Annotated in this window: 32 protein-coding genes; 4 read left to right on the top strand and 28 right to left on the bottom strand. The window is 30.8% G+C overall.

All coding sequences use genetic code 11. From position 1 onward, the window contains the following. The gene (locus tag IM755_RS10850; protein ID WP_026724959.1) at positions 1-495 is read left to right on the top strand and encodes a hypothetical protein; all 495 of its coding nucleotides are present in this window, start codon (positions 1-3) and stop codon (positions 493-495) included. A gap of 14 nt (positions 496-509) precedes the next feature. Further along, complete coding sequence (locus tag IM755_RS10855; RefSeq protein ID WP_026724958.1) at positions 510-1,997, top strand: aminotransferase class V-fold PLP-dependent enzyme; 1,488 nt, start codon at positions 510-512, stop codon at positions 1,995-1,997. 18 nt (positions 1,998-2,015) lie between these two features. On the opposite strand, the gene IM755_RS10860 is transcribed toward IM755_RS10855, so the two are convergent. After that, on the bottom strand, positions 2,016-2,897 hold the full coding sequence (locus tag IM755_RS10860) for a lysophospholipid acyltransferase family protein (RefSeq protein WP_194096702.1): 882 nt from the start codon (positions 2,895-2,897) through the stop codon (positions 2,016-2,018). Positions 2,898-2,977: 80 nt separating this feature from the next. Here IM755_RS10860 and IM755_RS10865 point away from each other — a divergent pair, with 80 nt between their 5' ends. Together IM755_RS10865 and IM755_RS10870 are read left to right on the top strand one after the other, a co-directional pair. Beyond that, positions 2,978-3,604, top strand: a complete 627-nt coding sequence (locus tag IM755_RS10865; RefSeq protein WP_026724956.1) for a rhomboid family intramembrane serine protease — start codon at positions 2,978-2,980, stop codon at positions 3,602-3,604. Positions 3,605-3,661: 57 nt separating this feature from the next. After that, complete coding sequence (locus IM755_RS10870; protein WP_194096705.1) at positions 3,662-4,354, top strand: SIMPL domain-containing protein; 693 nt, start codon at positions 3,662-3,664, stop codon at positions 4,352-4,354. 230 nt (positions 4,355-4,584) lie between these two features. On the opposite strand, the gene gloA2 is transcribed toward IM755_RS10870, so the two are convergent. The 27 genes from gloA2 to IM755_RS11005 form a co-directional block, all read right to left on the bottom strand. Beyond that, the gene (gene gloA2 / locus IM755_RS10875; protein ID WP_194096707.1) at positions 4,585-4,968 is read right to left on the bottom strand and encodes an SMU1112c/YaeR family gloxylase I-like metalloprotein; all 384 of its coding nucleotides are present in this window, start codon (positions 4,966-4,968) and stop codon (positions 4,585-4,587) included. Positions 4,969-5,027: 59 nt separating this feature from the next. Then, positions 5,028-5,816 carry a type 1 glutamine amidotransferase domain-containing protein gene (locus IM755_RS10880; protein WP_194096708.1) on the bottom strand — a complete coding sequence of 263 codons (789 nt, stop codon included), beginning with the start codon at positions 5,814-5,816 and terminating at the stop codon, positions 5,028-5,030. 94 nt (positions 5,817-5,910) lie between these two features. Continuing rightward, on the bottom strand, positions 5,911-6,474 hold the full coding sequence (locus IM755_RS10885) for a Crp/Fnr family transcriptional regulator (RefSeq protein WP_194096820.1): 564 nt from the start codon (positions 6,472-6,474) through the stop codon (positions 5,911-5,913). 238 nt (positions 6,475-6,712) lie between these two features. Beyond that, positions 6,713-7,648: an alpha/beta fold hydrolase gene (locus IM755_RS10890; RefSeq protein ID WP_194096710.1), complete on the bottom strand. Its 936-nt coding sequence runs from the start codon at positions 7,646-7,648 to the stop codon at positions 6,713-6,715. 190 nt (positions 7,649-7,838) lie between these two features. Further along, positions 7,839-8,381, bottom strand: a complete 543-nt coding sequence (locus IM755_RS10895; RefSeq protein WP_194096713.1) for a hypothetical protein — start codon at positions 8,379-8,381, stop codon at positions 7,839-7,841. Between the two features lie 163 nt (positions 8,382-8,544). Next, the gene (locus IM755_RS10900; RefSeq protein ID WP_194096715.1) at positions 8,545-8,997 is read right to left on the bottom strand and encodes an immunity 22 family protein; all 453 of its coding nucleotides are present in this window, start codon (positions 8,995-8,997) and stop codon (positions 8,545-8,547) included. Positions 8,998-9,219: 222 nt separating this feature from the next. Continuing rightward, entirely contained in the window at positions 9,220-9,771 is a 552-nt protein-coding gene (locus IM755_RS10905) for a hypothetical protein (protein WP_194096717.1), read from the bottom strand. Positions 9,772-9,933: 162 nt separating this feature from the next. After that, positions 9,934-10,635 carry a hypothetical protein gene (locus IM755_RS10910; protein ID WP_194096719.1) on the bottom strand — a complete coding sequence of 234 codons (702 nt, stop codon included), beginning with the start codon at positions 10,633-10,635 and terminating at the stop codon, positions 9,934-9,936. After that, positions 10,616-11,386 (bottom strand): hypothetical protein, encoded by a 771-nt coding sequence (locus IM755_RS10915; protein ID WP_194096721.1) that lies wholly within the window; start codon positions 11,384-11,386, stop codon positions 10,616-10,618. Before IM755_RS10915 ends, IM755_RS10910 begins: the two co-directional genes overlap by 20 nt. Before the next feature lie 171 nt (positions 11,387-11,557). Then, positions 11,558-12,139 carry a hypothetical protein gene (locus IM755_RS10920; RefSeq protein ID WP_194096723.1) on the bottom strand — a complete coding sequence of 194 codons (582 nt, stop codon included), beginning with the start codon at positions 12,137-12,139 and terminating at the stop codon, positions 11,558-11,560. A 566-nt stretch (positions 12,140-12,705) separates the two neighbouring features. Further along, complete coding sequence (locus IM755_RS10925; RefSeq protein WP_194096725.1) at positions 12,706-13,020, bottom strand: KH domain-containing protein; 315 nt, start codon at positions 13,018-13,020, stop codon at positions 12,706-12,708. Between the two features lie 233 nt (positions 13,021-13,253). Then, positions 13,254-13,790, bottom strand: a complete 537-nt coding sequence (locus IM755_RS10930) for a hypothetical protein (protein WP_194096728.1) — start codon at positions 13,788-13,790, stop codon at positions 13,254-13,256. Between the two features lie 205 nt (positions 13,791-13,995). After that, on the bottom strand, positions 13,996-14,916 hold the full coding sequence (locus IM755_RS10935) for a tetratricopeptide repeat protein (protein WP_194096739.1): 921 nt from the start codon (positions 14,914-14,916) through the stop codon (positions 13,996-13,998). 171 nt (positions 14,917-15,087) lie between these two features. Continuing rightward, positions 15,088-15,549, bottom strand: coding sequence for a hypothetical protein (locus tag IM755_RS10940; protein WP_194096741.1), 462 nt, complete (start codon positions 15,547-15,549; stop codon positions 15,088-15,090). A gap of 171 nt (positions 15,550-15,720) precedes the next feature. Continuing rightward, a complete protein-coding gene (locus tag IM755_RS10945; protein WP_194096743.1) occupies positions 15,721-16,176 on the bottom strand; it encodes a hypothetical protein in 456 nt (151 codons plus the stop codon). 173 nt (positions 16,177-16,349) lie between these two features. After that, a complete protein-coding gene (locus tag IM755_RS10950; protein ID WP_194096747.1) occupies positions 16,350-16,826 on the bottom strand; it encodes a hypothetical protein in 477 nt (158 codons plus the stop codon). 170 nt (positions 16,827-16,996) lie between these two features. Continuing rightward, positions 16,997-17,668 carry a hypothetical protein gene (locus IM755_RS10955; RefSeq protein WP_194096750.1) on the bottom strand — a complete coding sequence of 224 codons (672 nt, stop codon included), beginning with the start codon at positions 17,666-17,668 and terminating at the stop codon, positions 16,997-16,999. A 58-nt stretch (positions 17,669-17,726) separates the two neighbouring features. After that, complete coding sequence (locus IM755_RS10960) at positions 17,727-18,365, bottom strand: hypothetical protein (RefSeq protein ID WP_194096753.1); 639 nt, start codon at positions 18,363-18,365, stop codon at positions 17,727-17,729. A 190-nt stretch (positions 18,366-18,555) separates the two neighbouring features. After that, positions 18,556-18,990 (bottom strand): hypothetical protein, encoded by a 435-nt coding sequence (locus tag IM755_RS10965; RefSeq protein ID WP_194096756.1) that lies wholly within the window; start codon positions 18,988-18,990, stop codon positions 18,556-18,558. A 9-nt stretch (positions 18,991-18,999) separates the two neighbouring features. Next, positions 19,000-19,311, bottom strand: coding sequence for a hypothetical protein (locus tag IM755_RS10970; RefSeq protein WP_194096758.1), 312 nt, complete (start codon positions 19,309-19,311; stop codon positions 19,000-19,002). Positions 19,312-20,198: 887 nt separating this feature from the next. Beyond that, positions 20,199-20,768: a hypothetical protein gene (locus tag IM755_RS10975; protein ID WP_194096761.1), complete on the bottom strand. Its 570-nt coding sequence runs from the start codon at positions 20,766-20,768 to the stop codon at positions 20,199-20,201. Positions 20,769-20,950: 182 nt separating this feature from the next. Next, positions 20,951-21,595 carry a hypothetical protein gene (locus tag IM755_RS10980; protein ID WP_194096763.1) on the bottom strand — a complete coding sequence of 215 codons (645 nt, stop codon included), beginning with the start codon at positions 21,593-21,595 and terminating at the stop codon, positions 20,951-20,953. A gap of 163 nt (positions 21,596-21,758) precedes the next feature. Further along, a complete protein-coding gene (locus IM755_RS10985; RefSeq protein WP_194096766.1) occupies positions 21,759-22,364 on the bottom strand; it encodes a tetratricopeptide repeat protein in 606 nt (201 codons plus the stop codon). 191 nt (positions 22,365-22,555) lie between these two features. After that, entirely contained in the window at positions 22,556-22,996 is a 441-nt protein-coding gene (locus IM755_RS10990; protein ID WP_194096768.1) for an SMI1/KNR4 family protein, read from the bottom strand. Positions 22,997-23,168: 172 nt separating this feature from the next. Continuing rightward, positions 23,169-23,858 (bottom strand): hypothetical protein, encoded by a 690-nt coding sequence (locus IM755_RS10995; RefSeq protein WP_194096772.1) that lies wholly within the window; start codon positions 23,856-23,858, stop codon positions 23,169-23,171. A 150-nt stretch (positions 23,859-24,008) separates the two neighbouring features. Continuing rightward, complete coding sequence (locus IM755_RS11000) at positions 24,009-24,533, bottom strand: hypothetical protein (RefSeq protein WP_194096774.1); 525 nt, start codon at positions 24,531-24,533, stop codon at positions 24,009-24,011. A 154-nt stretch (positions 24,534-24,687) separates the two neighbouring features. After that, complete coding sequence (locus IM755_RS11005) at positions 24,688-25,164, bottom strand: hypothetical protein (protein ID WP_194096776.1); 477 nt, start codon at positions 25,162-25,164, stop codon at positions 24,688-24,690. Positions 25,165-25,202: the final 38 nt, after the last annotated feature.

Raw genomic sequence — 25,202 nt, forward strand, 5'->3', positions numbered from 1 at the left:
ATGAAGAACGTAATTTTGTATGCTTTGATTTTCTCATTATTGTTTAATGTATTTCAATATGTGAATTCAACCAAAATATTAGATGCAAAAGACAAAGAAGTACTAAAAGTAAAAGCGAATTTAAAAACGTCGAGAGATTCTGTTGCTAGTTTGGCTAATGCTAATTATTTTGCTTTGGAAAGCGACGAAGACGCACAAGAATATTTCTTTTCTAACAATTTAGATTATCAAAAAGTTGCTGTAAAAGTTAAAGAAGATTTGATTAGTTTAAACGAAAATAAAAAAGGAAATCCGCTTGTTCCTTATGAACCAATTGATGGTGTTCCGTTTTTGATTAATACATCAAAAATTCTTAATCACAGATGGATAATTGCCGAATTTTCTTGTGGTGATTTATGGGGTCAAGTTTTAATAAAATATTTTGTCACAGAAGGAAAACCAACTGATTTTGAAACAGTAGAAACGGTTTTATACGAAAGACAAACGAAAGAATAAATAAATTACAACGCATGTCAACTACAACAACTAAAACCCAATTAGAATGTTACTTTGAGGAGTTCAGAAAGGATATAATTGGTATCAATCAAAAATTTCAATCGCCTTTTGGGGAAAAGAAAATCATTTATACCGATTGGACAGCCAGCGGAAGATTATATCGCCCAATTGAAGAGAAATTGATGAACGATTTTGGTCCGTTTGTTGCCAATACGCATACCGAAACTTCTGTTACAGGAACCGCTATGACAATGGCGTATCATGAAGCACGTCACATTATCAAACATCATGTAAATGCATCGGATTCGGATATTTTAATTACCGATGGAACCGGAATGACGGGTGTTGTAAACAAATTCCAACGTATTTTAGGACTTCGTATTCCAGAAAATTTAAAAGAGTTTACTGCGATTCCAAACGAGTTGAAACCAATCGTTTTTATTTCGCACATGGAACACCATTCGAATCAAACGTCTTGGTTAGAAACCATTGCTGATGTAGTGGTAATTCCAGCTGATGAAAACGGATTATTATGTATTAATGAATTAAAAAATTTACTAGAAAAATACAAAGACAGAAGTTTTAAAATTGCTTCAATTACCTCATGTTCAAACGTTACCGGAATTAGAACTCCGTATCATGAAGTGGCAAAATTAATGCACCAAAATAATGGTGTTTGCTTTGTAGATTTCGCTTGTTCGGGTCCGTATGTGAATATCAATATGCATCCAGAAGATGCAGAAAGTTATTTGGATGCGATTTTCTTTTCACCTCATAAGTTTTTAGGTGGTCCTGGAACTTCAGGCGTTTTAATTTTTAATAAAGATTTATACAAAAACAACGTTCCCGATTGTCCAGGTGGAGGAACCGTAAGTTGGACAAACCCTTGGGGCGAACACAAATATATCGACAATATCGAAGATAGAGAAGATGGTGGTACTCCAGGTTTCTTACAAGTAATGAAAACGGCTTTGGCAATTCAGTTGAAAGAAAAAATGGGTGTTCAAAATATTTTAGATAGAGAACATGAAATTGTTGACTACATTTTTGATGCTCTTGGAAATATCGATAACTTACATATTCTGGCAAACCAACACCAAGACAGGTTAGGAGTCATTTCGTTTTATATTGATGATTTACATTACAATTTAGGAGTGAAATTATTAAATGATAAATTCGGAATTCAAACGCGTGGTGGCTGCAGTTGTGCTGGGACTTACGGACATTATTTACTACACGTAGATCAAGAAACTTCGCACGATTTAGTTTGTAAAATTTCTTCAGGAGATTTAATTCAAAAACCAGGATGGATTCGTATGTCGATTCACCCAACAACTACAACAGAAGAAATTGAATTCGTTTGCGAAAACATCAAAGCTTTAGCAGCTAATCATAAGGAATGGGGAACGGATTACGAATACAATCCTAAAACCAATGAATTTGTACACAAAAGTGCCAAAGGCGAAATCAAAGAAATGGTTCACAATTGGTTCAATTTATAAAAAGAAAAAACTCAGTTATTACTGAGTTTTTTCTTTTTTATGTTTCCATCTTTTATGTGTCCATAAGTAAAATTCGGGAGCTTCGTAGATTTGTTCTTCTACTAATTTCAAGAATTTATCGGTAATCTCGTAATTAGGAACTGATTTTACATCTTCAGAAAGAATTTCAAAACTTGCTTCGTAATAGCCTCTTTTTACTTTCTTAACTTTTAAGAAAATCACATTCATATCAAAACGTTTAGCAAGCATTTCTGCTCCTGTGTGAACGGGAACAATATGTCCCATAAAAGGAGCCCAATGATAAGCAGCATTTGCCTTTGGCGATTGGTCACTAGCAAAGCCATATATACCTAAAACATTATTTTTATGATTTTCTGCAATTGTTGGAATAGTTTGCTTTGTAGTAATTAATTCGGCTTTAAATTTAGAGCGAATTCTTTTTACTAATTTGTCAAAATACGGATTGGATAATTTTTTATAAATTCCAAATCCTTTGCAATGAATATAATAATTCATAGATATAACCCACTCATAACTAGCGTAATGCGCGCACATTAACGCAATGCTTTTGTTCTTTTTTTCCAACTCATAATACACCTCCATATTACTAAAAGTAAAGTGTTTTTCAATTTCTTTTTGCGAGATGGTAATGGTTTTTATCATTTCTAAGAACATATCACACATGTGGCTGTAAAATTTCTTTTCAATGGCAAGTCTTTCTTTATCAGATAAATGAGGTAAAGCTAATTTAATGTTAGCACGCACTACTTTTTTTCGGTAACCAATAATGTTATAAGTTAAAAAACATATAAAATCGGAAAACAAATAAAAAATAGGGAATGGTAGAATAGATATTATCCACAATATCGGATAGATAAGTATGTAAACTAATAATTGCATTCGTTTAAATTTTTACAAATATACTTTTTTACTTGCAAGTAAATTTGCCAAAGTATTCCTAAATTTACAAAAAAAACTTTATGAACATTGTTTTATTAGTTATTCTTGCGGCTAATGGTTTAATTAGTTATAAAGGTTTTAACGATACACATTTCTTTAGAAAATACGAATTTCATATTGGAAGCATTCGCTCTGGTGAACAGTTTAGAATGTTTTCTTCTGGATTTTTACATGTAGATTTGATGCATTTGCTTTTCAATATGTTTACGCTTTATATGTTTGCTCCTTTTGTAATTAATAGTGTAGGTGCTATGTATTTTGCTTATCTGTACTTTGGAAGTTTAATTGCGGGAAATTTACTCACTTTGTATTTTCATAAAGATGAATATTACTACCGAGCGGTTGGCGCTTCTGGTGCGGTAATGGGAATTATTTACAGCGCTATTTTGTTAGAACCTAATTTGTACATGTACGGATTTATTCCAGGTTATATCTTCGGATTTGCCTATTTACTATTTTCAATTTATGGTATGAAAGCAAAGAATGATAATATTGGCCATGTAGCGCATTTTGGTGGCGCTATTGGCGGATTTGTAATTACTTTAGTAAAATTTCCTTTTTTAATTACAGAAGAACCAAAAACAGTTATGGCTTTATTGGTTCCTATTGTAATTTTATTTATCATGGCTAAAATGAAAAAAATATAAGGAGATTCATTTTTGGCACAATACTTGAAAACTATAAATTATTAAAATATTAAGATTATGAAAAAACTAGTAATGATACTATTATTCTCAGTAGGTATGGTACAAGCACAAGAAGTAAAAACAGTTCCACAAATTAGTGTTTCTGGCGAAGGTAAAATCAAAGTAACTCCAGACGAAGCTATAATTACAGTTGCGGTGGAAAACACAGGAAAAGAAGCAGCAGAAGTGAAAAAGAAAAACGATGAAATTGTAGATAAAGTGTTGAAATTAATCAAGCAACGAGGAATTCCAACAGCCGATTATCAAACACAACGTGTGAATTTGTACAAAAACTACGATTATAATACAAAAAAATACAATTATGTAGCCAATCAAACGATTTCTATTCATTTGAAAGACTTAACCAAATACGATAAGTTAATGATGGATTTGGTAGATAGCGGCATCAACTCAATTCAAGGAGTAGAGTTTAAATCGTCTAAGATTAAAGAGTTTGAACGTGATGCTCGTAAAAAAGCAATGGTAGATGCCAAACAAAAAGCAGAAGATTACGTTTCTGTTTTAGCGGGACAAAAAGTAGGGAAGGCGTTAGTGATTTCTGATAATTCTTATACCAACTATCCACGACCAGTTTATGCTTCTATGAAATCAGTTGATGTTGCATACGAACAAATGCCTGAAAAAGAAACATTAGCCATTGGAGAAATTGAGATTATTTCAAACGTATCGGTTTCTTTTGTATTGGAATAAGAAAATAAGCTAAAAAATAGAAAAGCCAGAATGAAAGTTCTGGTTTTTTCTTTAAATACCCAAAACAGAAAGTAGTCATAAATAGCTTTTTCATATTTTGAGGTTTAAAATTTAGTATAAATCTATGCTTGGCCGTTATAAATTATAAGAAAATATTCCATTTAGCAGCTGATTTTTCGTGGAAAAATCCGGAAATAGCCATTGAAGTAAACTGCTGTTGAAACAGTTTTTTACACTTCATATAATTCAATTGGTAATTTATCTGGGTCTTCAAAAAAAGTAAAACGTTTTTGGGTAAACTCGTCTATTCGAATTGGTTCAATCTTTATGTTGTATGTTTCAAGTTTTTTTATTGCTGTTTCTATATTTGATACTTCAAAAGCTAAATGTCTCATTCCACACGATTCAGGTCTTGAAACTCTTGCTGGAGGATTGGGAAATGAAAACAATTCAATAATATAAATACCGTTTAATGCTAAATCAAGTTTGTAAGACTGTCTTTCTTTTCTATAAACTTCATTTATAATTTCTAGTCCTAATATTTCGGTATAAAAAAATTTCGACTTTTGATAATCAGAACAAATAATGGCGATGTGATGAATACTTTTTAACATAACTTTTTTTAATGAAAAATGAGGCAACTTAGTCTGTCGCCTCAAATGTTTTTTTGATATTATTTAAGTTTTTGAAGTTCTTTTAGTACTGCCTCACCAACACCATGAGCTGATTGTGGATTTTGTCCTGTTACAACTCTTTGGTCAACTGTAACATGTGATTGCCATAATCCAGATTTTTCAAATTTTGCACCACGTTCAATTAGTTTTGTTTCCAAACTAAATGGTACTACTTTTTCCAGCTTTACCGCAATTTCCTCTTCATTTGTAAAGGCATTGATTTTTTTTCCGTCAACTAAATACTTGCCATTGCTTAATTTGATATTGACCAAGCCAGCTGGCCCGTGACAAACAGCACTTACAATGCCATTGTTTTCATAAATTTTTTGTGCGATTAATGCCAATTCAGTATTATCTGCAAAATCCCACATTGTGCCATGCCCTCCTGCATATAAAATAGCTACGTAGTCAGATGGATTAACTTCTGATGGTTTCAGTGTGTTTTGAATTTTAGCTTGATATTTTTTATCGGCTAAAAATTTTTGATTAATTGGGTCTTCATTGTTAGCACCATAATAGGGTGGATTACCTCCTTTAGGACTCACAAAATCAATTTCATAACCAGCATCAATTAATACAGCCCAAGGATGAGAAACTTCACCCAAATAATAACCCGTTGTTTCACCAGTTTCTCCCAATTTGTCGTGGCTTGTAACCACAAATAAGATTTTCTTACTCATTTTTTTTGAATTTATAGTTTGTGCAGTTGCTTGATTTAATCCAAGAAAAATGGTACAACCTGCAATTACCATAATTCCTGCCAAGAAGTTTTTAAATACTTTGTTCATTGCTTCATTTATTTAATTTGATGTTGCAAAATTCGGAACATTGTTAATCTTGACACAGGATGTAAATCACAAGTTTGATGTGATCTATATCACACTAAGTTGAAAGTCGGCTTAGTGTTTCTCTAGAAACACCTAAATAAGAGGCTATTAATGTTTTGGGAACTCTTTGAAAAAGCGATGGGTATTGTTGAAGAAGTTGCTCATATCGTTCTTTTGCATTGCTATTGAGTAATGAAAGTATTCTTCGTTGTAATGCTACATAGCCAGAATTAGATTTCTTTCTGAAAAAATGCTCTATTTTATGCATATCTGCACAAAGTTTCTCCCGATTGTACAATGACAAACATAGTACCTCAGTTGTTTCAATGCAGTCGATATTAAACAATGCTTTTGTTTCATTAAAATAGGCTTGATAATCTGTAATCCACCAATCTTCCGCAGCAAACTGCATGATATGTTCTTTTCCATCATGATTTATATAATATGCTTTCAAAAGTCCTTTAATCACAAAATAATCATGCTGAACTAAATCATCTTCTTGAATTAAGAATTGATGCTTTTTTAATTTTTTTGTAGTAAAGTGAGAAAGAATATATTCAAATTCTTTATCTGTCAAAGGTGTAATTTTTTCTATTTGTTGTCTAAGTATTTCACTCATCTTATTTTTAGTCTGTGTCTTTAAAATAGCCACTAACTTAAAAGCTTTTCGCAGGGCTATAATTGTTACTGAGTCCGCCCGCCAACTAAAGCTAATTAAAAGTACTGCTATTGATGTTAATAAACTAAAAGCCAAATGGTATTCTATTAAGACCGATATTAGTTGATAGTCTACAACTGACGATTGTTATTCCGTCCGCCAGCCTTGATGAAAACCTTTTGTTGCCAGCTGTTTTATTTTAGGGCATCAAATTTTGTTTTTTCAACCATTTTTCTATGTCCATAAAAAACTGTTTAGGTTGTTCTACCCAACTAAAATGTCCGGCATCTTTTATAACAATTATTTCTGAATTAGTAATTCTTTCATGAATTCTATCTGCTTGAGATACCTTATCGCAAACAAAATCGTCATCACCAACTACGATTAAAGTGGGTACTTTTATCTTGTAGAGTTGTGGGAATAGATATTCTGTGCCAAAAAAAGAGGCATCCGTATATTCACCAGCTTTGTCACTCATTTGTGGATCACCCAATTTTTCAAACTCTGAAATCTTACTAACATCGTGAAAATAAAAAGGAAAAATATAAGGCATCATTTCTGAGTTTTTATTTTTTGTGGTGTCCTTTCTGAAAAAAATATTTGAACCTGCTTCAAAATAAGGTTCTCCTTTTCGTTTCATGACCATTTTTGTGAACTCTTTTTCATAAATACTATCTCTTCCAGCGAGTGGGGCTAAAGCAATTATTCCATTCAGGTTTTCATTATGATGTATAGCATAATTAAGCACTTGAAACCCACCCATAGAATGTCCCATCACCCAAACTTTTGGTTGTTTTAGGTAAACCCTTAAACTGTCCATATCGTTCATGAAGTCTAGGCTAGAATATTTTGTTGGGTCGTTTGGACCAGTCGACTGTCCACTAATACGTGTATCGTAATAAACAACCTTAAAAAAATTTTCAAATGGCTTAAGGGAGTTTTTTAGATAATTAATTGATGGTCCCCAACCCGGTGTCGGTACAAGGCAAACTGGACCTTTGCCACTAACATAGTAGTGAATTTTTATTCCGTTTACATCTGCAAAATGGTCTCCTGTAGATAAAGTATTTTGCCCCAATGCAAATGATGTGATGAAAATTGCAATTAGTGTCTGAATGAAATAGTTTTTTTTCATATCGTCATTGTTAAGTTTTATGTTCATTGGATTCTACAAAATAGCAGGCAACGTTTCTTAGACTTGACGAAGTTACGTTACACCAACACCAAGCCATTACAAATATAACAAAACATTCCATTCAGCAGCGGATTTTCCGTAGGAAAATCCGGAAGTAGCCATTGAATCAAACCGCTGTTGTGAGGCGTTTTTATTTGATTGCTATTCTGTATGATTGTAATTTTTTCTGATTTGCGCATTCAAAATAATATCCGTAAAGAAATAGTTTTCTTTTTTCTTTTGTAATTTTATCTAAAACAAAATTATTAGGTAAAAAATCCTCATGCAAAATTTTATTACCTTTGATTGTATTTGCAATAATTGCATAATGTGGTTGAACACAAGTACCGTTTTCGAAAGGTTCACAATTATAATATTTTACAATAGTTGCTGAATCATTAATCGGTTTAATTTCAATAAAATCAATAGCTTTTTTTCCAAAATATTTTTTTTCTTCAGGATTATATGAACCGAAATCTAATTCCGACTCGATTAGAAAACCCTTTTGTTTGAAATGTTGATTTAATATTGTTTTTGCTTTTGCTGAATTTAATCCATCTGATTTTGGATTAGCTTTAAAATCGAAAATTGTTAAGGCTGAATCTTTATAGATAGTTTTCTCTAACATCACAATTTGTTCTTCCTTTTTACAAGAAAGGAAAATTAAAAAAGAAAGTATTATGAGTTTTTTCATTTTACACATTTTTTAGAATGCAGCACAACGTTTTGCCCCTTGCTCTCAGTGGCGGAAATCGAAGCACAAATGTTCAGTTTTGCACGAAAGTTCAATTAAAGTGCTGCCGTTGAATTTAGTACTAAACTCGCCATTTATGGAAACTGCTGTTAGCAGTTCTGGTTTATACATTAAAAAAATATTCCACTGAATCCGAATTTTTATCAAACTTAAATGCTCCAAGAAAAGTAAATAGATTATTTTCTGTAATTCCTGTCGTCAAAGGATCATATTCAAAATTATAGATTAAGTATGCATATGAAGATTCTTTTATTAATAATTTTTCAGCCTTTTCTTTTGCAGCATCGATAAAAGATTTTGAGAAGGATAAAAACTTTAATAGATTATTTGTAGAGATTTTACTAAAATTCGTATTGTCATAAAAACTTTCAACCAAATCTGTATTGTAGCTTCCGAAACCAAAATCATTAGAAAATTGATTCCACGCTTCATCATCTTCACCTTCATAGTTTTCAACCCAATAATCTTCTGGTATTTTTTTATATTCGGTTTTTGCTAACCAAATAGACACAACATTATTGTCAGTCTCAAAATAAGGACCGTCATATTTTCCCATATTTATCTCAAAAGTTAATGTTTGATTATTTGTTATTTTTGTTTTTAACCTGACTGCTAACGGTCCCGTGGTTGTGATCAGTTGCTACTGCAATCACTGACCAAAACAAACTACTGAATTTCTTTGAAACATAAAATTGTAAATTACCAGATTATTGTCCATGAAAAACAAAATAGCAAGCGCAAGCCCAGCAATTGGTTTAAACCGCTGTTATAAGCCGTTTTAATTAATCACATTTCCTTCAAAATCAAATTTGTATTCATCATTGTCACAGTCTTTTGCTATAATGATACCGTTTTTTATTTCAAAATCATTTTTTCCATTAGGCGTTACAAAAATATCTTTGCCACTCTGTTGCCACTCAATTACGCCTTCTAATGACAATCTAGATATTTGTAATTCTCCATGTACAATAAAAAAGTTATCAATTTTGAATAGTTCGAAGCAAGTAATCATATCGGCTTTTGTTTTCCAATTCAGATTTAATTCTGGCAAGGAAAGACAGTAAACAGAATCTCCACAGCACATAAACAATTTATTATTATCGACAATTACAGATGTATTACTTGCTGCTGTTGCTCCACCTTCTGAGCCAATTACTGCGCTAAATTCTTCTCCATTTTTGGCGACTTTGATTGTGTATATAGATGGAAATATATAATCTGATTCGTCAAAATACTTCTTGTCGTAATTATTTAAATTATCAGTTGAGTCCAACGAATAGGCTGAATCGCTGAAAATTGAAATTACTAAATTATCGTGTTTTATCGTCATCGTTTTTCAAAAATGGCTTATAACGTTCTGAGGCTTAAAAATGTGGCTAAAACCCAACACCAAGCCTTCACAAATATACACAAAACTTTAAATTTAGCAACTGCGCCATTTCAAAAATTCCCGAAACCAGCCATATTTTTAAACCGCTGTTAGCTACAGTTTTTATTCTGTCATTGTATATCCAGCTCTTGTTTTCAATTTATTTGGTTTAAACATAAAAGATATGCCATTTATGTTCACATCTGTCAATTCATCAAGAGTTTTATAGTCAGTAAAAATTTCACAAGCGACTGCTGTAAAATCAAATCGATTATCTACGGGATTAAAAAACAATTGAATTCCTCCATCATAGGTGTTTTCTACTAATTCAACATTTGGAAACAATTCAGTCAGATAATTCAATTTCAAATTCAGTTTTTCTCCGCTAAATGCTAAAAAAGTAACAGGTTTATCTGTTTCAGTATTCTCCAAATCAGGATTTATCGCAACGTAATTCAAATTCGTGTTTTTTGGAATTAAGAATTTCGAGCCTCTTTCATTTCTTTTGTATTTCTTGTTTTCAGAGCCTAATAATTCCGAAATAGTCTTTGTCGATTTCGAATTACGATTAGATAAGAATTCAGTTATTAAAATTAACCATTCTTTTGACGTTGTATTATTAATGTTTTTCGTTTCAGTCACGGTTTTTCTCAAATTGTAGCTAACGTTCTGCGGCTTAAAAATGTGGCGTAAATGCAACACCAAGCCATTACAAATATAACAAAACATTCCATTCAGCAGAGGATTTTCCGTAGGAAAATCCGGAAGTAGCCATTGAAGCAAACCGCTGTTAGCAACAGTTATTCTATTCTTCAGTTCGTTCATTCTTTAAAATTTCTGCTACAAATGTTCCGCTTTGTTCTTTGAATACTTCTACTAAAAGGTTTGCTCCGCCTTCTTGATAAATTCGCTTTATCTTAAGTAAATATTTGTCGCCTTGTTTGTCAATGCTTAAAATTTCGTCATTTGCTCCATCATCATCCTTAAGTTCAAAGTATGGATAATTGTCTTCGTAATTTTTGTTCTTGACCATTTTTACAAGTCCTTCGTAGTTAACTGACTTGTCTGTGAAAACTACTGGAGTGTTAATTGAACAGCCTGTTAAACCGTCATCGTCCGAAACTCCAATGCCAAAATAAGTTGTCGCAATAAATGAAACTTCTTTATTGTCAATTTTTACTATTTTGTTTTGAGTGTGTTTAATTGGTGCATAAATTTTTCTTCCGTCAACATAACCTTCAAATTCTTTTGTCTTTATTTTGACATATTTGAATTCTTGGCAATAGTCGTCTGTCTGTTTGATTTTATGGTATTTGTCACTTACTTCTGTTATATCTACAAATTGTTCGTTTAAATATGAAATGTCCTTGATTTCTTTAAAGTTTCCGTCCAATAATTTTAAGTTGTCGCCAAGTAAAATTCCTTTTCCGTTGACTTTGTAAAAAGTGATTTTAGTTTGGCTTGTGTCAGTCGAAAGGTTTTCTACTTTTTCAGTTGTTGCTTGATTCGTTTTGTTTTCTTGTTGACCGCAAGAAATTAGTAAAATCAAACTCAATATTGTTGTCAGTATTTTCATTGTCTGTGTGTCGTCTGTGATAATTGTTGCTAACGTTCCGCGGCTTGGCGCAGTAGCGGCTTCGTGGAACGATTATTTCTTGCTAATATAAGATTTTCCAGCGGAAAATCGAACGTGATTTTAATTGTAAAAGTAGCTATTGTGCCAAACCGCTGTTATGTGACGTTTTTTTTAACCAGTCCAACCAACAATTATATCAGATTTCCATTTATTATTTTCTTTTCTGTAAATTATAGTTTTGCCTCCAAAAAAACTTGAAATATCAATAAGAACTGTTTTTTTATCTTTTGAAAATATCGGCAAGCTTAATTTATCATAAAAATTTTTCCCATATTTTTTCGTATAGTTTTTTAAAAAATGACTTTTTCGATCAATATTATCCTTTCTGTCGTTGTTGAATGAATCAATTATTTTTTGTGAAATAATACGTTTTGATTTTATTGAATCTTGAAGTAATAGAAAATTTTCACGTTCTCCAATTTGTTTTTGTATAAAGTCTAAGTCATCTTTTTGGAAATATTTATCAAGTTTAAAACTAGGATTGTCATAAACAAACGATGGAGTTGCTAATTGATCTATTAAATAATAATCTTGTGTTCCCTCTAACTTTTGAGTTTTTTCTAAATCTTTCAATACCATTTTTACAAACACATAAATTTCATCATCTGTAACTTTTAAAGAATCGGTTTTTCTTTGATTTGTACAACCAATTAAAAACACTGTTAAAAAAAGATATTGGATAAATGATTTCATAGTTCTGAAGTAAAATGACACATAACGTTCTGCGGCTTAAAAATGTGGCGAAAAGGCAACACCAGGCCTTCACAAATATAACCAAAACTTTAAATTAAACAATTGCGCCATTTCAAAAATTCCCGAAACTAGCCATATTTTTAAACCGCTGTTGTAGGCTGCATAATATTTTCAGAACTTAAAAAAACTCAAAGCAACGTTTATTGGCAAAGTTCGGATTGTCACGCAAAGTAAATTTTCACGCAAAGTTTGGTTTCAGGTTTTCATTTCACAACGGATTTTCCCGAAAAAGTATTTTCAGCACAAAGTTTGTCGACAAAGTTTGGTTTGGTTTTCGTTTTTCACGCAAGATTTTCGGTAAAAGTTTATTCAGAAAAAATAGGAGAGAAGCTTTCAGTGTAAGTTCGGAAAATATGTTGCCTACAACGTTCTGCGGCTTGCTCTCAGTGGCGTTGAGCCAACACCAAGCCACCACAAATATAACAAAACATTCCATTCAGCAGCGGATTTTCCGTAGGAAAATCCGGAAGTAGCCATTGAAGCAAACCGCTGTTAACAACAGGTTTTTAATTTTCGGTTGGTATTAACAATTTAAAAATTCTCATTTCTCCTTCATTTTTATAAGAAACTATAACAGATAATTTACCATCAATTAAATTTTCGGGTTTTGGTGACATTTCTATAAATGTTTCATTTTCGGAAGTTTGACTTTCGGGAAGAATTCTTATAGTTTGTCCTGCTAAATTCACTTTAGTCTTGTCAACATTATAAAATGTAAATTTAGTTCGGTTCGATTTGCTTAAACTTAATACTTGCTTTTCGTTAAGTATTTCAAACGTTATTTTCTCATTTCCTTTTTTGAACACAAAATTTTTACTCAATGTTTTTATATTACTCCCACAACTTATACTTAAAGTAATAAGTAATGTTGTCAATATTATTTTTGAAAAGTGTGTTTTTTTTGTCATTTTTTTAAACTTGTTGTTAACGTTCTGCGGCTTGCTCTCAGTGGCGTTGAACCAGCACAAAGCCATTACAAATATAACAAAACATTCCATCCAGCAGCGGATTTTCCGTAGGAAAATCCGGAAGTAGCCATTGAAGCAAACCGCTGTTAGCGGTAGTGTTTGTCAATTAATTTAGTATCTAATATTAAAGTAGTGTTCCAAAAACCATTTTTTAATTTTAAATGAGCAAAGTTAGATTTCTTTATTTCATCGAAGTTATATTTATGAATGTTTATTTCTTTTTCAGTTCCCTTGATATTTACTGTTATCGAATTAGAAGACCTTCCAAGACCTTCTTTTTTTTCTAAAATCATTGTAGAAATCACATATTCTCTATTATTTGATAAATATTCATTTGTAATAAAAAAAAGAGAGGTGAAAATTGAACCATAAGTGAGAAATTTTTGAAAAAAAATTAAAATAAAGTCATAATTTTTTTTCTCATATTCTAAATCTATTTTATACATAATTATAGCAAAAAATAATCCTGAAATTGTATAAACCTTTAGTAAAACATCTAATCCAATTATGACAAAATTATTATATTGTCTAATTGAATATAAAAGGCATAAAGCACCCAATACCCCAATTATTAATTTTAAATTTCCTATAACATCTTCTCTCTTTTTTGGAATTTTATACATATTTTTTTTTACTGATTTTTTGGAATTACAATAAATTATGATTTCAAGGAAGTTCTTTATACATTACCGCTAACGTTCCGGCGCTTGGCGAGGTTGCGAACTTCGGAACCGATTATTTTCTATCAAAGATAAAATTTCTTGCGAGAAATAAACATGAATTTACTACAAAATTCGCAATCTTGCCAAACGCCTGTTGTATGCTGTATTAATGTTTACAATGTTCTTCAATTCTTTCTTTTGCATATTCGGCTCCAAGTTCAAGAGCTTTTTTCCAATCTTCGCAGGCTTCTTTATTCTTTTTTAGGTTAAAATATGTATTTCCTCTATTAAAATATGCACTTTGATGATTTTCTATATCTAAATCTTTAAGCGATAACACTTTGTTGTAATCTTCAATTGCTCCAATATAATCCTCATTTTCATCTTTAACAGTTCCTCGATTTAAAATTGCAGAAGCAAAATCTGGTGCAAGTTCTATTGCTTTGTCATAATCTCTTAATGCAGATTTCCAAGTATATAATTCATTTTTTACTATGGCTCTTGAATAATATGCATCAGGAGAATTTGGATTTATAGTTAAACTTAAAGACCAATAAATTAATGCAGCATTTAAGTTTCCATTTTCATAATATTCTACAGCATTGTCAAAATAATAATCTTCTTTAGATTCACTTAAATCTGGATAAACTTGTTTTTTTGGGTCAAAAAGTCCACCATAAGCTTCTAATGTTGAATCAAATTCATAACCACGTTTATACATATCTAATGCCCAATACATTAAATTTTCAGAAGTTATTGGAATTTCGTTTGTTTCACCATTTATTTCCCAAAGTCTTCCATATTTCTTAACTTCTTGAACGGAATATGAGTAATGATTTTTTATAAACTCAGATAATTTGTTTAAATTTTCTTTTTTGTCAGAAACAAAAGTAAAATCTAATTTGGTTAAGCAATTATCTTTTAGTCCACTTTTAACCATACTGTTAAAAACATCTTCGGCAGAAACCATTTCTTTTCCAAAATTTTCTGAAAACTCTTCCCAACTAAAATATCTCTCGTTATTCTTTTTTTGTCCGAAGTTAAATATTGAAAACATTGTAAAAATTATAATTGTTGTTTTTTTCATTAAATGTTCTGTTTTGGAAATATAGCATACAATGTTATGCGGCTTGCTTTTAGTGGCGTTGAACCAACACCAAGCCATTACAAATATAACAAAACATTCCATTCAGCAGCGGATTTTCCGTAGGAAAATCCGGAAGTAGCCATTGAAGCAAACCGCTGTTGTACAACGTTTTTATTTTTTAGACGTAAATAGTTTTTTCATTTCGTCATTAAAGATGTGCTTTGCTTCGTTCATTGAATTTGGTATGACACATTCACCAAGACTAATATAAATTTTTCCGTCGTCATCGTTCAAATTTAAGTTTTCTTTTTCGGAAATGTAGAAACTGTCCATACCGTGAGTCAAAACAATATATTTATTCTCTAAGTAAAATAAATTTGCTATTTCTTTTAGTCTTTTTATAGCTTCTTTACGTACAAATTCTTCTTTATATTCAAGCAAGTACATCGTGTGTTCAAGATTACAAAATCTTTGATTTTCAAAAGCAGGGTATTTATTCAATTCATCTATAATTTGTAATTCTTCAAAACATTGACTTAAATAAATATCTTGAATAGATAATATTTCATCTTTATTTTCTATTTCTTGAGAAAATACTTGTAGAGAAAATAAAAAGAGAATTATCTTTTTCACATTGAAGTTTTTAAATGTTGTACAACGTTCTGCGGCTTGCTCTCAGTGGCGTTGCACCAACACCAAGCCATTACAAATATAACAAAACATTCCATTCAGCAGCGGATTTTCCGTAGGAAAATCCGGAAGTAGCCATTGAAGCAAACCGGTGTTAGCAGCTGTATTTATTTTTTAGTTTCGTTTGATATGTTTTTGTATATATTTTTCTAATTCTTTTCCATCAAATGTTTTATGGTTAATATCAAAATATATCTCGTTTTTATTACTTTGTTTTAAAGTAATTAAACTTTTATTTCCGTTTTTTTCCACAATGTATATGTCAACCCATTTTTTAGGTCTTATGTTCTCAATATATTTTGCGTTTGCTGAATTTATTATTTTGCTAAATTCTTTAATCTCATTTTTAGTTAATGAAAAGGAATATTCTTTATAAAAATCATATTCTTTTTCGTTCCATTTCCAACTTCCATCACCATTAATAATTTTGTCAACATTAGTTTGATTCAGTTTTGCTTTTTCAGTAGTGTCAAAAGATGTTTTTTTATAATAAAACATATTAAAAACCGACCAAGCAAATAGTAAATTTACTATAATGATTATAACGATAAATATTTTCTTTCTGCTCATTTTTATAGGTCTCGCAGAATATAGCTGCTAACGTTCTGCGGCTTGCTCTCAGTGGCGTTGAACCAGCACCAAGCCATTACAAATATAACAAAACATTCCATTCAGCAGCGGATTTTCCGTAGGAAAATCCGGAAGTAGCCATTGAAGCAAACCGCTGTTATGGGCAGGCATTTTTATTTACTTTTTATAAACCAAGTATTATATTTTTTATTGTCCCAAAAAGCTTTCAGTTTTCTATTATCCAGCTTTCCATTTTTTTTTATCTCAATCAATTTTTCTCCGTCAAAATATAATTTTGAACTCATTTTCTGTCTGTTTTGACCTCCAGATGATAAAGCTTCAATGAATACGATGCTCATTTCGGTTATCAATTGTGGTTTTTGGTCAATTGACAAAATTAACGAGTCTTTTAAATTCGGTCTTCTTAAAGTATCATAAACAGGAATTACTTCAAAGTATATTGTATCGTTTTTAGTTTTCCACTTTCCTTTGCTCCAACTTGAAGCTAAATCAAAATGCCAAGTATAAAGAAATGTTTTATCAGAATTGATTTTCAATTTATTTCCAAAGTAATTATGATATTCACCCTCAACATTTCCATGTTGTGCATTTATTAAAATAAAAAACAGAATTGATAAACTAAATTTCATTCTTTGTAGAGTTTTCTTATGCTTGCCTATAACGTTCTGCGGCTTGCTCTCAGTGGCGTTGCACCAACACCAAGCCATTACAAATATAACAAAACATTCCATTCAGCAGCGGATTTTCCGTAGGAAAATCCGGAAGTAGCCATTGAAGCAAACCGCTGTTACCAGTAGGTTTAATGTAAAGTTACAGTTTCATATAATGATTGACACCAATCAATAATTTCACCAGCTTTATTTAATTCAACAGTATAATATTTTCCGCTGTTTTGATATTTTTCGTGTACAATAACAAAAATTCTGTCTTCATATACTTTTGGATAATGAACAAATAACTTAGGAAAATTTCCACGATTAAATTTTCTGATTTTAAATTTCTTTTTGTCAACATTTGTTAAATCGAGTTCCAATCTCATATCTTCAAATCTCCTCCAATATTTTGAATATTCTAACTTTTCAATATTTTTACCATAATTTGGAAGCTTTGTCTTTAAGCAATCAGATGGGACATAATAAATTTCTTCACCAGAATCATAGTTAAGAGATTTAAACACAATTATTTTCCTTTCAACAGGATATATTTCAAGAATAGTGTCTTTATAGAAATTAAAAGCTAATTGTTCGTAGAAAGGATATTCTGATTGTGAAAAACAATTTACATTTATTGACAGGAAAAAAATAATTGTAGCTAAAATTCTATTGTTCATTTTATGTAGATTTTCAAAACTTACTGGTAACGTTCTGCGGCTTGCTCTCAGTGGCGTTGAACCAACACCAAGCCACCACAAATATAACAAAACATTCCATTCAGCAGCGGATTTTCCGTAGGAAAATCCGGTAGTAGCCATTGAAGCAAACCGCTGTTAGCGGTTCGTTGTTTGATTTCCAATTTCATAGTCACTTTTATTATTCTGTGCTTTTCTTAAAGTCAAATCCGTGCATGTATGCAATTTTCCATTTACCATTCTCTTTTACAACTTTAAAAAATGAATTAAACTCTTTCCAACTTACGTTGGTGTCTTGGTTTAAATTACCCCAAAACCAGTCTAACTCACCTTTGTCAGAGGTCAATGATATTACTTTTACTTCAACTAAATCCCAGTCCCTGTTGTCTTGGCATTCGCACCAGGGATTTACATCGTTTGCAAATGGAAATGAAGGCAACTCTCCATGTGGATACCATTTTTCAAACTCATTATTCTTTATTTTTCTGTCAAGCGTTTGAATAATTTGTTTATAGTTCTGAATGAACTCCTCTGCAAAATATTCTGTTCTACGTAACTCCTGAAGATTTGATTTTAGCTTGTCAAGATCAAACCCATTGCAAGTACTGTCTTTACTGTCAATAGAGTATGGCAACACATCAATTGTATTTTTTGAGTCGCTCCATTTAAGAACTTGTCGAATAAGATTTTGAATTTGTACTTTGTCATCTGTTGAAGTTGATATTTTTTCTTCTATCACTGCACTCTTTTTGATATCAGCTTTATTACAGCCGAAAAGTAGAAGTCCAAATACTAAAGTCGTAAGTTTTATGTGTTTCATTTCTTGTTTATTTGTTGTCTCTGTGGTCGTCCTATAATGACCGCTAACGTTCTGCGGCTTGCTCTCAGTGGCGTTGCACCAACACCAAGCCATCACAAATATAACAAAACATTCCATTCAGCAGCGGATTTTCCGTAGGAAAATCCGGAAGTAGCCATTGAAGCAAACCGCTGTTAGCAAATCGGTTTTATTACTCAAATTGTATATTCATCAATTCGGCTAGTTCATAACTTGTCAAAATAGTTAAGATTGATATTTCGTTTTCGTATTGTCGAATTTTTTTTAAGGTTATGAAATAAGTAATGATTGGAATAATCATCATCAGTTTTCTTTCATTAGCAAAAGGAAAACCCATGTACATTGAAAAGAAAGAAAAGAATGCAAATAATGAAATGATAATATTTAGTATGCTTTTTTTAATTATGCAATGAATTAAATATAAAAGTGAAAAAAAACCAAAGCCAAAATATCCAATATTTGTTATTTCTTGTTTTTCAAAATAGGGTAGAGCAAAGCTTATACTAAAACCAATAAAAATCACTTTCAAGTATGTTGGTTTAATTTTTCTGAAAAAGTATAAACCTAAAATAGTACCTAAACCAAGTATTATGTTCCAATGATTCATTTCGGTGCTTTATTTGATAAAAAATGTCCAAACAGGGATAAAAGTTAAAATTAAAGCAATTAAGGATAAAACTATTCCAATTTTTCCGTTGCTACTTTTTTCACGCATAGATTTTACTCCAAATAAAATTCCGAGTGTAACTATTCCTAAAGCAATAAGTTTATAGGATTTTCCAGTTGTTACAATTGTCGGTTCCATTAAAGAACTATTTTGAATTTTTAAAAATTCTGTTTGGTATAATTCATAAGTTTGATAATTAAACCAAACTATAAAAAGAATTCCTAAAGCTCCAAAAATAATAGATATTGTTCCTGATTTCATTTTTTTTCTAAACTGTTTGCTAACGTTCTGCGGCTTGCTCTCAGTGGCGTTGTACCAACACCAAGCCATTACAAATATAACAAAACATTCCATTCAGCTGCGGATTTTCCGTAGGAAAATCCGTAAGTAGCCATTGAAGCAAACCGCTGTTAACAAACGTATTTAATTTAGGCTAAGTAATTTCCCAATAATAATTATTAAAGGAACTATTACTAAAATCATTTTTTGGACTTTATATATTCGGTTTATTAAATTCCAATTGTATAAAAAGATGAAAATAGGTAGTAGATAACAATATAAACCAAAATCTTTTTCAAGTGAAATTGGGTTTTGAATGAAAAAATTCCAAAGTCTTATTAAAAATAAAAAACAAGTAAAAATAATAAAAAGCGAATTAGCTTGAGCGTATCGTTTTCGGATATTCAATTTTTTATTTCCAAAGTTAAGTTTGGAAAGCCAAACATAAGTTGTGAATGTAAAACCAAAGCAAACAGAACTAATTCCAATTAGATTTAGCATAAATTGAGAAATATCATAATTTTCCAAATTTATAAAATATGGATTTTTACGACTCAAGGAGAAATTTGCAAACAATGTAATTAACCTGAGTAAATAATTAAAGATTATTGAATATCCTAAGCCAATAATTAAACCCGAATAAAATTGTTTCTTTCCAATTTCATTAATTGTAAAACTTGGTTTAAATATTATCATTTGGATTCGGTTTTCAATATGTTTGTTAACGTTATGAGGCTTGCTCTCAGTGGCGTTAAATCAACACCAAGCCATTACAAATATAACAAAACATTCCATTCAGCAGCGGATTTTCCGTAGGAAAATCCGGAAGTAGCCATTGAAGCAAACCGCTGTTATGCACAGTTTTTTTATTAGTCATTTATTTTATTCAATGGTTTTGTCAAAAAATATCCTTCAAAAAAGCCTTTGTTCACAGTAGCATTATATTTTTCTCCTATTAAAAAAGATTCGTAATTTCTTCGTTTAACTTTGTTTTTTAATCTTCCACTACTTGAGTTGAAAATTATATAGTAGTCTGTTGCTTTTCCGTGAGAAATATTTTTATCAATAACTACTAGTTCAATCTTTTCCACAACATCGTTTTTCAACCAATAATTGAGATTCATACGTAATCCCATTTCTAATAAAAAACTAAAAAGTAATGATAAAATTAAAAGTCCAATGATTGAAATTACTTTCTTAAATTTAGATATTGGTAAGTCTAAGTCAATTTTATCAAGTCTTATGAGAATTATAATTGAAACAATGTGAGTAATCAATAATAAAGTTATAGCAGTAAAATTTACCCTAAATCCTTTGTCAAGGTAAATGTTGTCTAATGTGAAAAGTCCAATGATTAATAATGTCACGGCACTTAGAAATGGTAATGTTAAAATTATACCAGAAACCTTTTGTCTTCTAGTTACAGTTTTACTTTTCATTTAATAATTTCAGTTATGAGTTGTCGTTATATTGTGCATAACGTTCTGTGGCTTGCTCTCAGTGGCTTTGCACCAACACCAAGCCCTTACAAATATAACAAAACATTCCATTCAGCAGCGGATTTTCCGTAGGAAAATCCGGAAGTAGCCATTGAAGCAAACCGCTGTTGTGCGTAGTATTTTCAATCTTCATTTCCTGAATATATAAATCGTTTTTCATCTACTAAAAACTGAATTGATTTTCTTTTTGGACTTTCAAAAAATCCATGATATCCAATTATAAATTCTTTTTCAAGACTAATTTTCAAATTTTCTGTATCGTCTCTCAAGTCTAACAATTGTATATAAATTACTTTCTTACCACTTGGGCTATTGATTCCAATAAATTGTCTGTCATAATAATCTAAATCATTTACTTTTTCATTGCAATCTTTAAGTGAAGTTGTTGTAAAATTATTATATTCTTCTAATAAGTATTCATTCTTATTATGTTTTATGGTTTCTATAATTTCTTCCCAGTATTTTTTCTTCCATTTATGAACAGCATTACAATATTCTTTGTTTAGATTTTTATTAATAAATTCAACTGTTTCAATAGAAATGTCAAAGAATACAAATTTAGTTGTATCATTTTTACTAAATTCTTTTGCGTATTCCGATTGGAAAATAACACTTTTATATTTGCCATTATCAATTACCAAAATACTTTTTTCAGGATTCTCAGTTTTCGGTTCTTTTTCTTGAATTACATTTTCAATAATTTCAGATTTTCTAGCATTGCAACTTATTAAAAGTAGTAAGAAAGTTATTTTGAGTAGGTTTTTCATAGTATTACGCACAACGTTCCGCCGCTTCTCGTCAGTTGCGAAGTTCGGAACTTTTTATTTTCCGTTAAAGATAAAAATTCTTGCGAAACGTGAATGTGAACTTACAACAAAATTCGCAATTGCGAGAAACGGCTGTTAGCAGTAGCCTTACCTTGATTTTAAACTAATTTATGTTTAACAGTTTGAATAGAACTTCTTTTTTTTCATTATTCATAATAGAGTTTTCTAAAGCGTTTATATTTTGCAAATCGTAAGCTGTAGTATATTCTCTTTTATATTCTTTAATCTGATTTAATGCGTAATCTTTTCCGTAGAAATAATTGTCTAATGCTATTTTATAAAAGAAATAAGTTGAGCTTTTACTTTTTAGATTTTCAAACTTTGAGTGAACATCTTTTAGAATATTTTCACTTTGTGCGTCATTGGTTTTCAGCTTTAAAATTCCAATATTCATTTTAATTGTTGGTTCTTCTGGATTTTTAAAAGTTAACAATACCTTTTCCGCTTCTTCATATTTATTCAGCCCGATTAAGAATCTTACTTTACTAAATTTGTAATTCTCATGTTCAGGATTACACTTAATAGCTTTGTCAATGTAATATATTGCGCTGTCATTCTGTTCAGCGATGGCAAATTTCACATGCTTTTTATTAAATTCTTCGCATTGCTTATTGTCTTTTATTTCAATGTTTTCAATCTTAGCATTTTTACAGCTAGATACCAATAGAAACGTAATGAAAACGAATATTGTTAATGTTTTGATTCTCATATTTTAATAATCTTCTCTTCGACCGTGAATTTTCTAAAGGTTACTGCTAACGTTTCGCGGCTTGCTCTCAGTGGCGTTGCACCAACACCAAGCCACTACAAATATAACAAAACATTCCATTCAGCAGCGGATTTTCCGTAGGAAAATCCGGAAGTAGCCATTGAAGCAAACCGCTGTTGTGCATAGTTTTTTTATTTATTAAACTTCGATTTTATTTTATTCCAGAATGTGCTTTTTTCTACGTAAAGTTTATTAATCGATTCAGCTATTTTCTCCACTTCTCTTGTTTCGTGATTCCAGAAATATAGGTCGTCAGTTAAATTCCCATTTCCATTATGAGTTAAGATTAACTGATTCCCAAATCCGTCCGCACCAATTGCGATTCCATTTTTAGGAAATCCTTTCCATTTGCGAGCATTTTTTGTTTCAAGTCCGATGTGATTACAAGTCCGACTTATTCTTTTTCGGTCGGTTTTATCGAAAAATGGATAAAGTTCAAATTCAAACTCATCCGAAATCAATAATTCTCCGCCATTTGATTTTATCATTCGGCTTTTAAATTCAGATGGGAATTTTACATTCAGTTCCGATTCAGTTTCTTCTATATATTTTTTGTCTAAAGGAAATGGCATTTTAAAGTTCGGTTAAAATTATGCACAACGTTCTGCGGCTTGCTCTCAGTGGCGTTGAACCAACACCAAGCCATTACAAATATAACAAAACATTCCATTGAGCAGCGGATTTTCCGTAGGAAAATCCGGAAATAGCCATTGAAGCAAACCGCTGTTAGCAGAAGTGTTTTTTTTATATAAATGAACTGTTTTTAAGTTTTTTCTTTTCAATTCCCGCATTTTCAGAAAACCACTCTAAGATTACTGCTTTAAATTCATTTCTATTAAATGAGTTTTCGTTGTTTCTAATTTTAGAATAGTGTTGAGCAGTATTTCTTTCAATAAGTTCTCGAACAGTTTGTTTATCTAATCTATTCGTATATTTTGTTAGATAATAACCAAAAAGAGAAATAGATATTCCGATTAGTGCAATTTTCCAAACAAAAAATAAACCGATAAAAGATAATACTAAAGTAAAAAACAAAATATTAATTGTTAATTGACTTGGCGCTAAAACATCAAGTTCGTATCCTAAAATCTGTTCTACGCTTTTTACTTTTTTTCTTCTGTTTTTTTTCGAGAAAATACTTTTCAATTCTGTGTTTGGAGAAATTTGGTTTTTATTAATGATATTTTCGTTTTCCAAAGCTTTTCTAAATTTATAAAATCCTCTTTGGCTTGTACATAAACTATCATTTTTAAACTTTATTTTTGAAATAATTAAATCACTAAATTCACTGAAGTTATTTATATTTTCAGTTTCTTCAGTTTCAAGTTTGATTTTGAAAGTTTCTTCAAACATTGGTAAAACATCCTCAATGTTTTCAATTTCAAATTGGTCTAATTTAGTCGAATTCATTTTACCCATGATTTTGTTTAACATTTCTGCTAACGTTCTGTGGCTTGCTCTCAGTGGCGTTGCACGAACACCAAGCCATTACAAATATAACAAAACATTCCATTCAGCAGCGGATTTTCCGTAGGAAAATCCGGAAGTAGCCATTGAAGCAAACCGCTGTTGTACTGCGTTTTTCTATTCGTAAAAATCAGACCATTCAGCTGTCGGTTCATATTTAGTTTTAAAATTATTCTTTTCAGTCTTATTCAGGGAGTTGTAATATCTCGCAAAAATTGAAATTGCATCTTCACCTTTTCCCATTCTCCAAAACATATCATTTGGATTTATGTCGGGATATTTTTCCCAAGGTGCTTTTATAAATTTGGTATAATGTTCAATCCATTCGAATGGTAATGAACCCAAATCTGATTCCATAAGTTTTGAGCTTATTTTAATTGCAATATTCTTTTTTAATGATAAGGTTAAATTTCTATTGAAACGTTTGTTTATATCAGTTAAAATATCATTAAAATCAGATTCGCTTTCAGTTATAATAACATTTACAAGATTATCACTTTTTGACTTGTAATTAAAAATATTCACATAAAATATCGGTTCATTATTCTCATAAACTATCCATCCACCATAAGTAGAATCTGGAAGTATTACTTCTTGAATTTTGCCTTTTAAAGTCAGATATTTATTTCTTCGATATTTCATTTCTAAAATGCAGTACAACGTGTCGCGGCTACAAGTAGTGGCGTAAACCATTACCAAGCCATAACAAATATAAACTTATTTTAGAAAATTCGGAGAATTTTCGGAATATAACTGAACTAGCCATTACTTGTAACCGCTGTTGTAGGCTGGCATTTTATTTATTTTTTACAAACCAGGTATTATACTTTTTATTTTCCCAAAATGCTTTCAGTTTTCTATTGTCTAACTTTCCATTTTCTTTTATCTCAATCAATTTTTCTCCATCAAAATATAATTTCGAGCTCATTTTCTGTCTATTTTGTCCGCCAGAAGATAAAGCCTCAATGAATACAATACTCATATCAGTTATCAGCTGCGGTTTTTGGTCAATTGATAAAACTAACGAGTCTTTTAAATTAGGCCTTCTTAAAGTATCATACAATGGAATTACTTCAAAATATATTGTATCGTTTTTCATTTCCCACATTCCTTTACTCCAACTTGAAGCTAAATCAAAATTCCAAGTATAAAGGAACGTTTTGTCTGAATTGATTTTCAGTTTATTACCAAAGTGGTTATAATAATCTCCTTCAACATTTCCATGTTGTACACTTATTAAAATTAAAAAGAGTAAGGATAAACTAAATTTCATTTTAGCAGTTTTTTTTATGCTTGCCTACAACGTTCCGG

Source organism: Flavobacterium proteolyticum (assembly GCF_015223105.1).
Classification (GTDB): Bacteria; Bacteroidota; Bacteroidia; order Flavobacteriales; family Flavobacteriaceae; genus Flavobacterium; species Flavobacterium proteolyticum.

Excerpts from the sequence above, each read along its gene's own strand:
- IM755_RS10915 (WP_194096721.1), bottom strand. The coding sequence starts at position 11,386 with ATGAAAATACTGACAACAATATTGAGTTTGATTTTACTAATTTCTTGC.
- IM755_RS10900 (WP_194096715.1), bottom strand. The coding sequence starts at position 8,997 with ATGGGAAAATATGACGGTCCTTATTTTGAGACTGACAATAATGTTGTG.
- IM755_RS10955 (WP_194096750.1), bottom strand. The coding sequence starts at position 17,668 with ATGGCTACTACCGGATTTTCCTACGGAAAATCCGCTGCTGAATGGAAT.
- IM755_RS10880 (WP_194096708.1), bottom strand. The coding sequence starts at position 5,816 with ATGAACAAAGTATTTAAAAACTTCTTGGCAGGAATTATGGTAATTGCA.
- IM755_RS10945 (WP_194096743.1), bottom strand. The coding sequence starts at position 16,176 with ATGAGCAGAAAGAAAATATTTATCGTTATAATCATTATAGTAAATTTA.
- IM755_RS10950 (WP_194096747.1), bottom strand. The coding sequence starts at position 16,826 with ATGAAATTTAGTTTATCAATTCTGTTTTTTATTTTAATAAATGCACAA.
- IM755_RS11000 (WP_194096774.1), bottom strand. The coding sequence starts at position 24,533 with ATGAAATATCGAAGAAATAAATATCTGACTTTAAAAGGCAAAATTCAA.
- IM755_RS10865 (WP_026724956.1), top strand. The coding sequence starts at position 2,978 with ATGAACATTGTTTTATTAGTTATTCTTGCGGCTAATGGTTTAATTAGT.
- IM755_RS10910 (WP_194096719.1), bottom strand. The coding sequence starts at position 10,635 with ATGAACGAACTGAAGAATAGAATAACTGTTGCTAACAGCGGTTTGCTT.
- IM755_RS10850 (WP_026724959.1), top strand. The coding sequence starts at position 1 with ATGAAGAACGTAATTTTGTATGCTTTGATTTTCTCATTATTGTTTAAT.
- gloA2 (WP_194096707.1), bottom strand. The coding sequence starts at position 4,968 with ATGTTAAAAAGTATTCATCACATCGCCATTATTTGTTCTGATTATCAA.
- IM755_RS10960 (WP_194096753.1), bottom strand. The coding sequence starts at position 18,365 with ATGAAACACATAAAACTTACGACTTTAGTATTTGGACTTCTACTTTTC.
- IM755_RS10885 (WP_194096820.1), bottom strand. The coding sequence starts at position 6,474 with ATGAGTGAAATACTTAGACAACAAATAGAAAAAATTACACCTTTGACA.
- IM755_RS10990 (WP_194096768.1), bottom strand. The coding sequence starts at position 22,996 with ATGCCATTTCCTTTAGACAAAAAATATATAGAAGAAACTGAATCGGAA.
- IM755_RS10965 (WP_194096756.1), bottom strand. The coding sequence starts at position 18,990 with ATGAATCATTGGAACATAATACTTGGTTTAGGTACTATTTTAGGTTTA.
- IM755_RS10855 (WP_026724958.1), top strand. The coding sequence starts at position 510 with ATGTCAACTACAACAACTAAAACCCAATTAGAATGTTACTTTGAGGAG.
- IM755_RS10930 (WP_194096728.1), bottom strand. The coding sequence starts at position 13,790 with ATGTATAAAATTCCAAAAAAGAGAGAAGATGTTATAGGAAATTTAAAA.
- IM755_RS10905 (WP_194096717.1), bottom strand. The coding sequence starts at position 9,771 with ATGACGATAAAACACGATAATTTAGTAATTTCAATTTTCAGCGATTCA.
- IM755_RS10985 (WP_194096766.1), bottom strand. The coding sequence starts at position 22,364 with ATGAGAATCAAAACATTAACAATATTCGTTTTCATTACGTTTCTATTG.
- IM755_RS10860 (WP_194096702.1), bottom strand. The coding sequence starts at position 2,897 with ATGCAATTATTAGTTTACATACTTATCTATCCGATATTGTGGATAATA.
- IM755_RS11005 (WP_194096776.1), bottom strand. The coding sequence starts at position 25,164 with ATGAAATTTAGTTTATCCTTACTCTTTTTAATTTTAATAAGTGTACAA.
- IM755_RS10890 (WP_194096710.1), bottom strand. The coding sequence starts at position 7,648 with ATGAAAAAAAACTATTTCATTCAGACACTAATTGCAATTTTCATCACA.
- IM755_RS10920 (WP_194096723.1), bottom strand. The coding sequence starts at position 12,139 with ATGAAATCATTTATCCAATATCTTTTTTTAACAGTGTTTTTAATTGGT.
- IM755_RS10870 (WP_194096705.1), top strand. The coding sequence starts at position 3,662 with ATGAAAAAACTAGTAATGATACTATTATTCTCAGTAGGTATGGTACAA.
- IM755_RS10995 (WP_194096772.1), bottom strand. The coding sequence starts at position 23,858 with ATGTTAAACAAAATCATGGGTAAAATGAATTCGACTAAATTAGACCAA.
- IM755_RS10895 (WP_194096713.1), bottom strand. The coding sequence starts at position 8,381 with ATGAAAAAACTCATAATACTTTCTTTTTTAATTTTCCTTTCTTGTAAA.
- IM755_RS10970 (WP_194096758.1), bottom strand. The coding sequence starts at position 19,311 with ATGAAATCAGGAACAATATCTATTATTTTTGGAGCTTTAGGAATTCTT.
- IM755_RS10980 (WP_194096763.1), bottom strand. The coding sequence starts at position 21,595 with ATGAAAAACCTACTCAAAATAACTTTCTTACTACTTTTAATAAGTTGC.
- IM755_RS10935 (WP_194096739.1), bottom strand. The coding sequence starts at position 14,916 with ATGAAAAAAACAACAATTATAATTTTTACAATGTTTTCAATATTTAAC.
- IM755_RS10975 (WP_194096761.1), bottom strand. The coding sequence starts at position 20,768 with ATGAAAAGTAAAACTGTAACTAGAAGACAAAAGGTTTCTGGTATAATT.